The 13,157-nt window shown below is 69.6% G+C and carries 12 protein-coding genes; 7 read left to right on the forward strand and 5 right to left on the reverse strand.

Annotated elements, in window-relative coordinates; genetic code table 11:
• On the reverse strand, positions 1-1,041 hold the full coding sequence (locus E9232_RS06940) for an ABC transporter permease (protein WP_309792968.1): 1,041 nt from the start codon (positions 1,039-1,041) through the stop codon (positions 1-3).
• 10 nt (positions 1,042-1,051) lie between these two features.
• Positions 1,052-2,146: a sugar ABC transporter substrate-binding protein gene (locus E9232_RS06945; protein ID WP_309792969.1), complete on the reverse strand. Its 1,095-nt coding sequence runs from the start codon at positions 2,144-2,146 to the stop codon at positions 1,052-1,054.
• 160 nt (positions 2,147-2,306) lie between these two features.
• Between E9232_RS06945 and E9232_RS06950 the strand changes: the two genes are divergently transcribed.
• The 3 genes from E9232_RS06950 (at position 2,307) to E9232_RS06960 (ending at position 5,266) form a co-directional block, all read left to right on the forward strand.
• Positions 2,307-3,338 (forward strand): NAD(P)-dependent alcohol dehydrogenase, encoded by a 1,032-nt coding sequence (locus tag E9232_RS06950; protein ID WP_309792970.1) that lies wholly within the window; start codon positions 2,307-2,309, stop codon positions 3,336-3,338.
• 37 nt (positions 3,339-3,375) lie between these two features.
• Positions 3,376-4,392 (forward strand): LacI family DNA-binding transcriptional regulator, encoded by a 1,017-nt coding sequence (locus E9232_RS06955; RefSeq protein ID WP_309792971.1) that lies wholly within the window; start codon positions 3,376-3,378, stop codon positions 4,390-4,392.
• Between the two features lie 64 nt (positions 4,393-4,456).
• Entirely contained in the window at positions 4,457-5,266 is an 810-nt protein-coding gene (locus tag E9232_RS06960) for a DUF72 domain-containing protein (protein ID WP_309792972.1), read from the forward strand.
• A gap of 6 nt (positions 5,267-5,272) precedes the next feature.
• Here E9232_RS06960 and E9232_RS06965 read toward each other — a convergent pair whose 3' ends face one another.
• The 3 genes from E9232_RS06965 to E9232_RS06975 are packed head-to-tail and all read right to left on the reverse strand — an operon-like array spanning position 5,273 to position 7,785.
• Positions 5,273-6,160 carry an SIS domain-containing protein gene (locus E9232_RS06965; protein ID WP_309792973.1) on the reverse strand — a complete coding sequence of 296 codons (888 nt, stop codon included), beginning with the start codon at positions 6,158-6,160 and terminating at the stop codon, positions 5,273-5,275.
• A gap of 35 nt (positions 6,161-6,195) precedes the next feature.
• Positions 6,196-7,146 carry a shikimate dehydrogenase family protein gene (locus E9232_RS06970; RefSeq protein ID WP_309792975.1) on the reverse strand — a complete coding sequence of 317 codons (951 nt, stop codon included), beginning with the start codon at positions 7,144-7,146 and terminating at the stop codon, positions 6,196-6,198.
• A 3-nt stretch (positions 7,147-7,149) separates the two neighbouring features.
• Positions 7,150-7,785: a glucose-6-phosphate isomerase gene (locus tag E9232_RS06975; protein WP_309792977.1), complete on the reverse strand. Its 636-nt coding sequence runs from the start codon at positions 7,783-7,785 to the stop codon at positions 7,150-7,152.
• Between the two features lie 189 nt (positions 7,786-7,974).
• Between E9232_RS06975 and E9232_RS06980 the strand changes: the two genes are divergently transcribed.
• From E9232_RS06980 to E9232_RS06995, 4 genes are all read left to right on the forward strand, one after another.
• Positions 7,975-8,940, forward strand: a complete 966-nt coding sequence (locus tag E9232_RS06980; protein WP_309792978.1) for a substrate-binding domain-containing protein — start codon at positions 7,975-7,977, stop codon at positions 8,938-8,940.
• 175 nt (positions 8,941-9,115) lie between these two features.
• A complete protein-coding gene (locus E9232_RS06985; protein ID WP_309792979.1) occupies positions 9,116-10,621 on the forward strand; it encodes a sugar ABC transporter ATP-binding protein in 1,506 nt (501 codons plus the stop codon).
• Positions 10,622-10,623: 2 nt separating this feature from the next.
• On the forward strand, positions 10,624-11,607 hold the full coding sequence (locus tag E9232_RS06990; protein ID WP_309792980.1) for an ABC transporter permease: 984 nt from the start codon (positions 10,624-10,626) through the stop codon (positions 11,605-11,607).
• A 35-nt stretch (positions 11,608-11,642) separates the two neighbouring features.
• Entirely contained in the window at positions 11,643-13,148 is a 1,506-nt protein-coding gene (locus E9232_RS06995; RefSeq protein ID WP_309792981.1) for a xylulokinase, read from the forward strand.
• Positions 13,149-13,157 lie beyond the last annotated feature (9 nt).

Consider the following 13,157-nt stretch of genomic DNA (forward strand, 5'->3'; position numbering starts at 1 on the left):
TCACTTCACGATGCGAAGCTGCGACCGGTCGAGCGACAGCGCGACCGCGGCGATGATCATCAGGCCCTGGGCGGCCTGCTGCAGATAGGGCGGGATGCCGAGCAGCACCATGCCGTTGGCCAGCACCGACACGATCAGGATGCCGACCAGGGCGTTCAGCACGCCGCCCTGCCCGCCCATCAGCGAGGTGCCGCCGACCACGATGGCGGTGATGGTGGTGAACAGCCGGCCGGTGCCGATCTCGGCATTGGCCAGGCCCAGCTGCGCCGCCGCCAGTACGCTGGCCAGGCCGTAGAAGGTGCCGGCCAGGGCGAAGGCGATGACCTTGGTGCGCCGGATCGGCACGCCCGACAGCGCCGCCAGGTCCTCGCCGCCGCCGATGGCGTAGACATGGCGGCCGAAGCGGGTGTGGTTCTGGATCACCCAGGCGACGCCCAGCGCCGCCAGCGCGATCCACACCGACAGCGGCATCCCGGCCAGCCGGGTCAGGGCCAGGGCCCGGATGTCGGGGTCGAGGATCCGGACCGAACCGCCGCCGAGCAGGATGGTGGCGGTGCCGAGCCCGATGAACCAGCTGCCGATGGTGGCCATGAAGGACGGGATCTTCAGCCCGACATGCAGCGCGCCGTTGAGCAGCCCCATGGCGGTGCCGGTGGCCACGGCGATCGGCACCGCGAGCAGGCCGAAGCCGGCGCCGCCCCCGGCATCGTTGGAGACCAGCAGCGTCAGCACGATCGCCGCCACTGCCATCATGCCCTCGATCGACAGGTCGATGCTGCCGAGCAGGATGATGAAGGTGGCGCCCAGGGTCAGCACCAGCGGGATCGAGGCGGCGGCGGCCACCCGGGTGAAGTTGCCGGTGCTGAGGAAGTTCGGGTTGGCCAGGCCGAGCAGCAGGCACAGCACGACCAGGACGATCAGCGGGGCCGCCAGGCGCAGCCGGCGCTCCAGCTTCGGCCGGCGGATGGTGGCCCGCGGCGGCCCTGCCGGGGCCGCCGCCGATGCGATCGGGGCCGATGCTATCGGGGACTGTACGGTCACGACTCAGCCGTCAGCCCGGCCGGACCTGGCCGGTGACCCGGCCCCAGAGGTCGTTGTAGTCGATCTTCGGCTCGGCCTCGATGTTGGACTTGTAGAAGGCGTCGACATTGTCCTTCGTCACCACGATGCCGGTGCCGTAGAACTCGCGGTGCTCCTTCGGCTCCTTGGCCGGGTCGAACTTGCCGAGCGACGCCGCATAGGGGATCGCCAGGCCCATGCTGCCCTGCCAGTACGGGTCGGACGACACGGTGGCGGCGAATTCGCCGCTGCGCACGCCCTCGACCGCCGCCTTGATGCCGTCGATGCCGGTGACCGGCACCTTGCCGGCCAGGCCTTCGGCCCGCAGCGCCTCGAGCGCGCCGACGCCCATGTCGTCATTGGCGGCCCACACGCCCTTGATGTCGTCGCCGAAGCGGGTCAGCCAGGCGGCGACCACGTCATAGGCCTTGGTCGACTGCCAGTCGGCGACCTGGAAATCCAGCAGCTTCACGTCGGGATGGGCCGCGATCACCTTGTCCAGCCCGGCCTTGCGGGCGATCGCCACGGTGTTCGACAGGATGCCGCCGAGCGCGACAATGCCGCCCTTGCCGCCGATCGACTTGACCAGCGCCTCGCCGGTCTCGCCGCCGTAGCGCTCGCCGTCGAAGGTGACGAAGGCAGTGTAATAGGGGTTGTGGTCCCAGGGATGCAGATCCTCGGGCTTGTTCCACTGCGACATCACGAAGACCTTGGCCGCGGCGCAGGCCTCGACGATCGGCCGGGCGTCGGCCGAATCGTTCGGGTCGAGGTTCAGCACCATGTTGCCGCCGGTCTTGGCCAGGATCGCCCGGATGTCGGCCAGGCCCTTCTCGCTGTCGCCTTCGGTGACCAGCGTGACCAATTCGAGGCCCACGGCCTTGGCGTAGGTCTCTGCGCCCTGCTTCCAGGCGGCGTGATAGGGATTCGAGAGCGATCGGATCGAGGTGACCAGCGTCGGCTTGTCGGCGGCGAAGCCGCGACGCACGAAACCAGCGGGGGCCGCGAGGCCGACGCCGAGGGCCGCCGCGCCTTTGAGGGCGCCGCGCCGGGTCAGGGTCATGCCGAAGGGGTTGCGCCCATCTTTCATGTCGTCTCTCCCTGAAGAATGTTTTTACGTTGACTAGCTATGCACCAGTAATGACTAGCTATGCATTGACAGTTTCCGCCGTCAACCGGAAAAATGTCGTACCTATGGAGATCGCTGGATTCGGGCCGCGGAGCGCCCGGTGGCAAGGGAGGAGACGACGATGCGTGCCTTGGTCCTGGAGCGCCAGAGGGAACTGTCGCTGCGTGAGATCGACCTGCCCCAGACCCTCGGTCCGGGCGATGTCCGGATCAAGATCGACACCGTCGGCGTCTGCGGCAGCGACGTGCATTACTACACCCACGGCCGAATCGGCCCCTTCGTGGTCAACGCGCCGATGGTGCTGGGCCATGAGGCCGCCGGCACGGTGGTCGAACTCGGCGCCGGCGTCACCAGCCTCGCGGTCGGCGACCGCGTGTGCATGGAGCCGGGCATCCCCGACCTGTCCTCCAAGGCCTCCAAGCTCGGCCTCTACAATGTCGACCCCAGCGTCGTGTTCTGGGCGACGCCGCCGGTGCATGGCTGCCTGACGCCGCAGGTGGTCCATCCCGCGGCCTTCACCTTCAAGCTGCCGGACAATGTCTCCTTCGCCGAGGGCGCGATGGTCGAGCCCTTCGCCGTCGGCCTGCAGGCGGCGGTGAAGGCCAGGATCCAGCCGGGCGATGTTGCCGTGGTGATCGGCGCCGGGCCGATCGGCATCATGGCCGCCATCGCCGCGCTGGCCGGCGGCTGCAGCCGGGTGCTGATCTCCGACCTCTTGCCCGAGAAGCTGGCGATCGCCGAGCGCTATCCCGGCATCACCGGCGTCAACATCCGCGAGCGCAAGCTGGCCGACGCCATCGCCGAGGCCACCGACGGCTGGGGCGCCGATGTGGTGCTGGAGGCCAGCGGCAGCCCGCGGGCCTATCCCGGGATGTTCGACCTGGTGCGGCCGGGCGGCTGCGTCGTGCTGATCGGCATGCCGGTCGAGCCCGTCGCCTTCGACGTGGTGGCGGCCGCGGCCAAGGAGGTGCGGATCGAGACCGTGTTCCGCTACGCCAACGTGTTCGACCGTGCCGTCGCCATGATCGCGTCGGGCAAGGTCGACCTCAAGCCGCTGATCTCGCACACCTACGGCTTCGAGGACAGCATCGCCGCCTTCGAACGCGCGGCGGAGGGGCGGCCGGCGGATGTGAAGCTGCAGATTAAGCTTTGATGGCAGCGCCCACGTCCCTGCCCCGCCTCATGCCACGATGAATCGCCTGAAGAAATACGCGTCCTCCACCGACGTCGCCCGGCTGGCCGGGGTCTCGCAATCCGCGGTGTCGCGGACCTACAAGCCGGGCGCCAGCGTGTCGGAGGAGACCCGGGCGAAGGTGCTGGCGGCGGCGCAGCAGCTGGACTACCGGCCCAGCATGATCCCGCGGATCATGCTGACCCACCGGTCCAACCTGGTCGCGATCGTCATCGGCGGGATGTACAATCCGTTCTACTCGGTGGTGCTGGAGCAGTTCACCATCCGGCTGCAGGCGGCCGGATGGCAGGTGCTGCTGCTGCATGTCGACAGCGGCCATTCCTTCGACGCGGTGATCCCGCGGCTGGCCAGCTACCGGGTCGACGCCATCGTCAGCGCGCTGGCGGTGCTGGCGCCGGAATCCGCCGCCGAGCTGGCGCGGTTCCGCATCCCGACCATCTCGTTCAACACGCCGGTGAAGAACGAGTGGCTGTCCTCGGTGTGCTGTGACAACTGGGGGGCGGCGCGGACGGCCGTCGACCTGTTCCTGGCGCGCGGCGCCCGGTCCTTCGGCTACATCGCCGGCCCGGCCGGCAGCCCGGCCAATGAGGAGCGGCTGGGCGGCTTCCGCGAGCGGCTGCGCGAGCTCGGCCACCCCGACCCCATCGTGATCGGTGGGCATTTCCGCTACGAGGGCGGCTACGCCTCGGCGCTGCAGATGTGCCGCGGGCCGGACCGGCCGGACGCGATCTTCTGCGCCAACGACCTGGTGGCGATCGGCGCCATCGACGCCCTGCGCAAGGAGCTGCGGCTCGACGTGCCCGGCGACGTCATGATCGCCGGCTTCGACGACATCCCGGCCGCCGGCTATGCCGGCTACGACCTCACCACCTTCGTCCATGACGGCAAGCGCATGGTCGATGAATCGCTGAAGATCCTGGCGGCGGCGACCGCCTCCCCGCCCGAGCCGCACGAGGCCCGGATCGTGGTGCCGGCGATCCTGATCGAACGCGGCACCACGGCGCCCAGACCGTAGCGCTGCCGCTTGATTCTGCGTTCGCCATATGTTCCGATGCAGCGAACCAGATCGGGAGGGCGCCATGCCGTCGAAGCAAGCATCGGGAATCCGCGTCGGCATCGGCGGCTGGACCTTCGAACCCTGGCGCGGGACCTTCTACCCCGAGGGGCTGGCCCAGAAGCGCGAGCTGGAATACGCCGGCCAGCACCTGACCTCGATCGAGGTCAACGGCACCTATTACGGCTCGCAGAAGCCCGCGAGCTTCGCCAAATGGCGCGAGGAGACGCCCGAAGGCTTCGTGTTCTCGCTCAAGGGCACCCGCTTCACCACCAACCGCCGGGTGCTGGCCGAGGCCGGCGAGTCGATCGAGCGCTTCGTCACCAGCGGCCTCTTGGAGCTGAAGGAGAAGCTGGGCCCGATCAACTGGCAGTTCCTGCCGACCAAGCAGTTCGACCCCACGGATTTCGAGGCGTTCCTGAAGCTGCTGCCGCACAGCGTCGAGGGCCATGCCCTGCGCCACGTCGTCGAGGTCCGGCACGACAGCTTCAAGGTGCCGGAGTTCATCGACCTGCTGCGGGCCTACAAGGTGGCGGTGGTGCTGACCGACAAGGACGACTTCCCGCACATTCACGACGTCACGGCGCCCTTCGTCTACGCCCGGCTGCAGAAGGCGTCGGAGACGATCGAGACCGGCTATGCCCCCAAGGCGCTGGACCAGTGGGCCGCGCGGGCGAAGGAATGGGCCGGCGGCGGCGCGCCGAAGGACCTGGAGCCGGTCGGCAAGGCCGAGGCCAAGCCGCCGAAATCGCGCGACGTCTTCATCTACATGATCAACGGCTTCAAGCCCAAGGCCCCGGCCGCGGCGATGGAACTGATCAAACGGCTGGGGTGAGCGCCGTCAGATCCGCTCGGTGAACCGCAGCTCGTTCAGCCGCCGCTTCATGGTCTGGAAGCGCTGGAAATGGGCGTCGTTGCGGCGCAGGGCCACGGCGGTCGACAGGATGTCGATCACCACCAGCGCGGCGATGCGCGAGATCGTTGGCGTGTAGATGTTGGTGTTGTCGAGCGTCTCGGCCACCAGCGCCACGTCGCAATAGGTCACCAGCGGCGAATCCGTGCCGGTCAGGGCGATCACCTTGGCCCCGTTCTCGCGCGCCGTCCGCGCCACCTCGATGATCGACCGGGTCTTGCCGGTGTTGGAGATCACCACCGCGACATCGCCCGGCTGCATCATCGATGCCGCCATGATCTGCTGGTGGGAATCGAGCTCGGCCGAGCAGGGCACGCCGAACAGCGGGAACTTCTGCTGGGCGTCGCGCGCCACGATGCCGGAGGCGCCGAAGCCGAAGAAGGCGATCGACCGCGCCGCCTCCAGCACCTCGATCGCCCGCTCGATCGCGGCCTTGTCGAGATGGTGCCGCGCCCAGTCCAGGCTGGAGATGGTGTAGTCGAAGATCTTGTCGACCACGGTGCCCGGCGTGTCGGTGCCGAGCAGCACGGAATGGGTCGCCGGCAGGCCGAGCGCCACGCTGTGGGCCAGCCGCAGCTTGAACTCCTGGTAGCCGGTGCAGCCCACCGCGACGCAGAAGCGGATCACCGTGGGCTGGCTGACATCGGCCAGCTGCGCCATCTCCGCCACCGTGGCGTTGAGCACGCCGGCCGGGTTGGCCAGCACCGCATCGGCGACCTTCCGGTCGGATTTGCGCAGCTCCGGCCGCAGCGTCCGCACCACCTCGAGGATGTTGTGCGCGGCGGTCCGCGTGGCCTCCGGCGTGTCTGTCGGCATGCGTCCCCGTCCTGTCGGCCCCAGTGAAACCCACCCTACCCTTTCGAGGCTGCGGCGGCGATCCGCGAGAGATCGTCGAATTGCGGCCCGGCGGTGGCGATCGGGATGTGGAAGACCTCCGATATCACCTGGGTCCAGCCATGGATGAAGTAGGTCCAGCCATCCTCGATGGTCAGGTCGCGCGCCGCCTCCTGCCGCCGGGCCTGGTCCAGGAACACCAGGTCGCCACGGTAGTTCAGGTCCCACACCAGGCCGCCCGAGGGGAAGCGCACGGCGTCGGTCAGCGGTGACCCCGGCGCGTCCTTGCCCAGGCCGGTGGCGTTGATCACCAGCGATCCCGGCTTCAGCCCCGCGACCACCGCATCGTTGTCGGCGGGGGCCGGCGCCAGCACATAGTCGACCGGCACCTCGGCCCCCATCTCGCCATGGATGCGCCGGATCTCGTCCAGCCGGGCCGGGCTGCGGTTCGAGACGATGATCCGCGACGGCCGGTCGGCGCCGCGCCCGGACTGCATCATGTGCCAGGTCAGGGCGATGGTGGAGCCGCCGGCGCCGATCGAGAACAGCTCCGCCCCCGTCCGTGCGAAATGCCGCTCGGGGATGAAGGCGTCGAGCGCGAGGCCGGATGAGATCGGATCCTTGGCATGGCAGACCAGCCGGCCGCCGGCCTTCGAGATGCAGCTGGTCTCGCCCATCAGCGCCGCATGCGGGTCGATCACGTCGAACAGGTCGCGACAGGCCTCGAACAGGTCGATCTTGTGCGTCGTCACCAGCGCGCCCAGCGACATCGGGTCGTCGCGGATGAAGGTCACGGCCTCGCGATAGGCGGCCGGGTCGGCGTGCAGCGGAAAGTCGATGCCCTGGATCACGGCGTCCAGCCCCAGCGCCTGCGCCCAGGCCGGGAACACGGTCATGATCGAGCTTTTGCCGGTGGTGACGCCGATGAAGTACAGCGTCGGCCGGGTCGCGGGCGGATAGGCGGCCATGACTCAGCCCCCCTGCGACGCGGCGGCGAACAGGGCGTCGAGCTGCGCCTGCGGCCGCGGCCGGTAGTCGGGGTTGTCGACCGCGACCCAGCCGCCGGCGCCGTCGTCGAGGATGCGCTGCCGCATGCCCCCGGCCCGCTCGATGATGCCGTAATCCTGGCCGGCATCGGCGGGGTAGCAGAAGGTCATCACCAGCTCGGTGTCGCCGGTGTTGACCGAGCGGTGGATCCAGTAGGGCGGCACGTAGCAGAGGATGCGCGGCGCGATCTCGACGATGCGGATCTCGCCGGCGGGGGATTCCAGCAGCATCAGGCCGCGCCCCGCCTCGCCGGTGTAGATCTCCGGCCGGTCGGCCTTGGCGTGGATGTGCCCGCGGGTGAGGAAGTATTCCCGCCCGATCCGGCCCGGTACCATGCGGGTGACGCCGAAGATCAGGTCGCCGGAAGCGGCCGAGGGCCGGTGGTCCTGCACCTCATAGACGATCCGGTCGCCGGACTGCGCCACCGCCGCCGCATAGGCCGCCGCGTCGCCGTAGAGGCCGGCGAGGTCGGCCAGGGTCTTGATGTAGCGCCCGGTCGCCCCCGACAGCGACCCGTCGGTCGCGCCGACGACGCATCTCGCCGGCTCGCGCAACTGCATGGTTTACTCCGATTTCGTAGCAAAACTACGGACACGGAATGAATGAGCCAACTCCGGCGCTGTTTCAAGTGCCGATCTGGGCGATTGAGGCGGATGGACGCTTCAGAATCGGATTGACCATCGATCCATTCGGTACTTTAACTACGGAACCGGGTCGGCACAGGCCCGAAGACCAAAGGGAGGATCCGGATGTTCAAGACCGTGTTGACGGGGTGCCTGGCGACGACCGCCCTCCTGATCGGCACCGCCCAGGCGGCGGATTGCATGGTCGGCATCTCGATGAAGACGCTGAACGCGCCCTATTTCGCGGCGCAGGAGGCCGCGGCCAAGGACCAGGCCGCCAAGGCCGGCTGCCAGGTGGCCACCGCCGACGCCCAGAACGACATGGGCAAGCAGATCGGCGACGTCGAGGACATGGTGTCCAAGGGCGTCAACCTGCTGATCATCAACGCGGCCGACCCGCAGGGGCTGGTCCCCGCCATCAACGCCGCGGCCGCGGCCGGGGTGAAGGTGGTGGCGATCGACAGCACGGTCGACCCCAAGGCCAAGTTCATCACCCTGATCCAGTCCTCGAACGACCAGAACGGCTTCCAGGTCGGCCAGTGGCTGGCGCAGGCCACCCCGGGCAAGGCGCTGAAGATCGCCCTGATCTCCGGCGACAAGGGCAATGTCGTGGGGCAGGAGCGCCGGCTGGGCGTGTTCCGCGGCCTGGTCGAGGGCCAACTGGTCCATGACGGCAAGGTCGGCTTCACCGTGGTCGGCCAGGGCTGGGGCGGCTGGACGCATGAGGGCGGGCTGAAGGCGATGGAGGACCTGCTGGTCGCGCACCCCGACATCAACGTGGTGCTGGGCGAGAACGATTCGATGGTGCTGGGCGCCCGCAAGGCGCTGGAGGCCGCGGGCAAGCTGAACGACGTGCTGCTGGTCGCCGCCGCCGACGGGCAGAAGGAGGCGCTGCAGCTGATCCAGGAGGGCCAGTACGGCGCCACCGGGCTGAACGACCCGGCCCTGATCGCGCGCACCGCGGTCGATGTCGGCCTGAAGGCGCTGGACGGGTCGCTGCCCGCCGACTTCCCGAAGGTCGACCTCACCACCCCCGACGCCATCACCAAGGACAACGTGGCCAAATACTACCGGCCCGACGCCGTGTTCTGAGGCCGCCGGCTCTTGGGGCGCGAACCCCCTCCCCCTACCCCCTCCCGCAGGGGGAGGGAGGACTCGAGTGTAGCGGGGAGGAAGAACGGTTCTCTCGACCCAAGCAATCCTTGTCCCCCCTCCCCTCGCGGGAGGGGGTTGTCGACGCCACGAGCGGCATGAGGAAAGGAGTGCCATGACCGACCTGGTCGACCTGCGCGCCATCACCAAGGCCTTCGGCGGCGTCCGCGCCCTGAACGGGGTCGACTTCGCGGTGCGCCCGGGCGAAGTGCATGCCCTGCTGGGCGAGAACGGCGCCGGCAAGTCGACGCTGATGCGGGTGCTGGGCGGCGAGATGCGGCCCGATTCCGGCGAGGTCAGGATCGACGGCCACCCGATCGTGTTCGGCGGCCCGCGCGAGGCGCTGGAGCGCGGCATCGCCGTGATCCACCAGGAGCTGGCGCTGGCGCCCGACCTGTCGGTGGCCGAGAACATCTTCCTGCGCGAGCTGCCCGGCGTGATCGGCTGGCGGACGCTGAACCGCCGCGCCCGCACCCTGATCGACCGGTTGGGCTTCGACATCGACCCGCGCCGCCTGGTCGGCGACCTCGCCGTCGCCCACCAGCAGGTGGTCGAGATCGCCAAGGCGCTGTCGCGCGACGTCAAGGTCATCGTCTTCGACGAGCCGACCGCGGTGCTGTCGACCCGCGACGCGGAGCGGCTGCACCGGATCATCGGCGACCTGCGCGGCGCCGGCGTCGGCATCGTCTACATCTCGCACCGGCTGGAGGAAGTGTTCGGCCTCGCCGACCGCATGACGGTGATGAAGGATGGCCGCACGGTCGGCACCGTGACGCCGCAGGAGGCCGGGATCGACGACGTCATCCGCATGATGGTCGGCCGCCCGCTGGCGGCGATGTTCGCGGACAAGGCGCAGCGCCGTCCGGGCGCGGAAGCGCTGCGGGTTGAGAACCTGAACGCCGGGCGGCGGGTGCGCGATATCAGCTTTTCTGTGCGGGCCGGTGAGATCCTGGGCCTCGGCGGCCTGGTCGGGTCCGGCCGCACCGAGGTGGCGCGCCTGATCTTCGGCGCCGACCGGCGCGACGGCGGCGAGATCTTCCGCAACGGCCGCAAGGTCGCCATCCGCAGCCCGCTGGACGCCGTCGGCGCCGGCATCGGGCTGGTGCCGGAGGACCGCAAGGGCCAGGGCGTGGTGCTGGGCATGTCGATCCGGGTCAACGCCACCATGGCGCGGCTGAAGCCGGTGGTGAACCCGCTGGGCTTCATCCGCCGCGCGGTCGAGCGGCGCACCGTCGGCGCCTTGGCCGACAGCCTGCGGGTCAAGGCGGCGGGCATCGAGGCGCCCGTGTCCAGCCTGTCCGGCGGCAACCAGCAGAAGATCGTGCTGGCCAAGTGGTTCCATGTCGGCGGCGAGGTCATCATCCTCGACGAACCGACCCGCGGCGTCGATGTCGGCGCCAAGGCCGAGATCTACGCCCTGATCGAGCGCATGGCCGCCGGGGGCAAGGCGGTGATCGTGATCTCGTCGGAGCACCAGGAGCTGTTCGGCCTGTGCGACCGGGTGCTGGTGATGGGCGAAGGCGAGATCCGCGGCGAGCTGCCGCCGGAGCGCTACAGCGAGGAAAACCTGCTGTCGCTGGCGATGACCCGCCGCGACGGCGAGCTGAAGATGGCGGGCTGACCATGACCACCACGACTGCCCCGGCGCCGGACAAGGCGCACGACCGCATCGACATCGGCGAGCTGTTCCACCGCTACGGCACCTTCTGCATCTTCGTGCTGCTGATCATCGGCGCGCATTTCATGTCGCCGGCCTTCCTGACCGAGCGGAACATCATGAATGTGCTGCGCCAGATCTCCGGCACCGGGATCATGGCGGTGGGCATGCTGCTGGTGATCCTGACCCGCGGCATCGACCTGTCGGTGGGGTCGGTCTCGGCGCTGGGCAGCGTGCTGTCCGCCTATCTCGTCGCCACCTGGTCGCCGGGGGCGTCGACGGCGCTGACCGTCCTGTCCGGCGCCGGCTGCGGCCTGGTCACCGGCATCCTGGTCGCCTATCTGCGCCTGCCCGCCTTCGTCATGACCCTGGCGATGATGACGGCGGCGCGCGGCCTGTCGCTGATCGTCTCGAACGGCCAGCCGATCCTGCTGGGCGACAGCGGCCAGGCCTTCACCGATTTCGGCGCCGGCTTCCTGTTCGGCGTGCCCCAGCCGGTGATCCTGATGTTCGCCGTCTTCATCGTCGGCGGCGTGCTGCTGGCCTTCACCAAATTCGGCCGCATCGTCAAGGCGATCGGGTCGAATGAGGAGGCGGTGCGCCTGTCCGGCCTGGCCGTGCCGCGCTATGTCTGCGCCGTCTACGTCATCTCCGGCGCCCTGGCCGCCCTGGCCGGCATCATCTCCACCGCCCGCGCGGGGGTCGGCTCGGCCCAGGTCGGCGTCGGGGCCGAGCTGGCGGTGATTGCCGCGGTGGTGATCGGCGGCGCCAGCCTGATGGGCGGCCGCGGCGGCGTGATCAACACCCTGCTCGGCGCCATGGTGATGGGCGTGATCAGCAACATCATGAATCTCGGCAACGTGCCGGGCTATCATCAGCAGGTCCTGATGGGCGCCATCATCGTCATCGCCGTCCTGCTGCAGCACGGCACGCGGTGGCTGCGCCGCTAGGCCCCCTGCCCCGACCCCAGCCGCGCGGATCCACCATGACCAGCCAGGACCTGTATCTCTCGATCGATGTCGGCACCGGCAGCGCCCGGGCCGCGCTGGTCGATGCCGGCGGCCGGATCCTGACCATCGCGGCGCGGGAATACGACCAGATCGTCCCGGCCTTCGGCTGGTCGGAGCAGCGGCCGGCCGATTGGTGGGCCGGCGTCACCGAATCGGTCCGCACCGTGCTGGACCGGGTCGACGGCGCCCGCAGCCGGATCGCCGCTGTCTGCGCCTGCGGCCAGATGCACGGCACGGTGCTGGTCGACGCCAACGGCGCCCTGACCCGCGACACCGTCCCGCTGTGGAACGACAAGCGCACCCTGGACCTGGTCACCGCGTTCGAGCGCAGCCACGACCCGAAGGACTACCTGGCCGAAAGCGGCAATCCGCCGACCCCGGCCTGGCCGGCCTTCAAGCTGGCCTGGATCCGCGACCACGACCCGAAGGCCTACCACGCCGCGGCCGCGGTGATGATGCCCAAGGACTACGTCAATTTCCGCCTGACCGGCGAGATCGCCATGGAGGCGACGGAGGGGTCCTGCAGCTTCCTGATGAACCCCAAGACGCGCGAGTGGTCCCCCGCCATGGTGGCGATGATGGGGCTGGATGCGGCCAAGCTGCCGCGGCTGCGGTCGCCGCTGGAGATCCTGGGCGGGGTCACCGCCGCCGCGGCCGTCGAGACCGGCCTGGCCGAGGGCACGCCGGTGCTGGTCGGCGGCGCCGATTATCCGGTGGCGCTGCTGGGCTCGGGCGCCTGCCGCCCCGGTCTGGGGTCCGACGTCACCGGCACCTCCTCGATCATCACCCTGATCACCGAGGCGCCGCTGCTGGACCCGGAGATTTCCAACGTCGCGACCATCGAGGGCGGCTGGGGGCCGTTCGTGCTGCTGGAGACCGGCGGCGACGCCATGCGCTGGGCCCGCCGCGCCTTCCATGAGGGCGCGCTGGGCTATCCCGAGATCGTCGCCAAGGCGGCCGAGGCCGCGCCGGGCGCCCAGGGCCTGCTGTTCGTGCCCTACCTGACCGGCGAGCGGCTGGGCGCCCACCGCAACGCCCGGGCCCAGTTCTTCGGCCTCGGCGCCGGGCACGGCCTGGCCGAGCTGCACCGGGCGGTGCTGGAGGGCGTCGCCTTCGCCGTCACCCGGCATATCCGGGTGATGGAAACGGCGTCGGGCCGCCCGCTGGACCGCGTCATCGCCTCCGGCGGCGGCGCCAAGACCGAGCTGTGGCTGAAGATCAAGGCCAGTACCTATGGCATCCCGATCCTGGTGCCGGAAGAGGCGGAATGCGGCGTGATCGGCTGCGCCGCCATGGTCGCCGCCGCCACCGGCCGCTTTAGCACGGTGCAGGACGCCGCCGAGGCCTTCGTCCGCTATGGCGCCGAGATCCCGCCGGACCCGGCATGGGCCGACCGCTACCTCAGGATGCAGCCGGTGTTCGACCGGCTCTACCACCACAGCCAGGCGCTGTACGACGACCTGGACCGCATCGCCCAATGACGACCGGGC

This window comes from Inquilinus ginsengisoli (genome assembly GCF_031453975.1).
Lineage (GTDB): Bacteria > Pseudomonadota > Alphaproteobacteria > DSM-16000 > Inquilinaceae > Inquilinus > Inquilinus ginsengisoli_A.

Coding starts and splice junctions, on each gene's coding strand:
- E9232_RS06980 (WP_309792978.1), top strand. CDS start 7,975: ATGTTCAAGACCGTGTTGACGGGGTGCCTGGCGACGACCGCCCTCCTG.
- E9232_RS06970 (WP_309792975.1), bottom strand. CDS start 7,146: ATGGCCGCCTATCCGCCCGCGACCCGGCCGACGCTGTACTTCATCGGC.
- E9232_RS06985 (WP_309792979.1), top strand. CDS start 9,116: ATGACCGACCTGGTCGACCTGCGCGCCATCACCAAGGCCTTCGGCGGC.
- E9232_RS06955 (WP_309792971.1), top strand. CDS start 3,376: ATGAATCGCCTGAAGAAATACGCGTCCTCCACCGACGTCGCCCGGCTG.
- E9232_RS06950 (WP_309792970.1), top strand. CDS start 2,307: ATGCGTGCCTTGGTCCTGGAGCGCCAGAGGGAACTGTCGCTGCGTGAG.
- E9232_RS06975 (WP_309792977.1), bottom strand. CDS start 7,785: ATGCAGTTGCGCGAGCCGGCGAGATGCGTCGTCGGCGCGACCGACGGG.
- E9232_RS06995 (WP_309792981.1), top strand. CDS start 11,643: ATGACCAGCCAGGACCTGTATCTCTCGATCGATGTCGGCACCGGCAGC.
- E9232_RS06945 (WP_309792969.1), bottom strand. CDS start 2,146: ATGAAAGATGGGCGCAACCCCTTCGGCATGACCCTGACCCGGCGCGGC.
- E9232_RS06960 (WP_309792972.1), top strand. CDS start 4,457: ATGCCGTCGAAGCAAGCATCGGGAATCCGCGTCGGCATCGGCGGCTGG.
- E9232_RS06990 (WP_309792980.1), top strand. CDS start 10,624: ATGACCACCACGACTGCCCCGGCGCCGGACAAGGCGCACGACCGCATC.
- E9232_RS06965 (WP_309792973.1), bottom strand. CDS start 6,160: ATGCCGACAGACACGCCGGAGGCCACGCGGACCGCCGCGCACAACATC.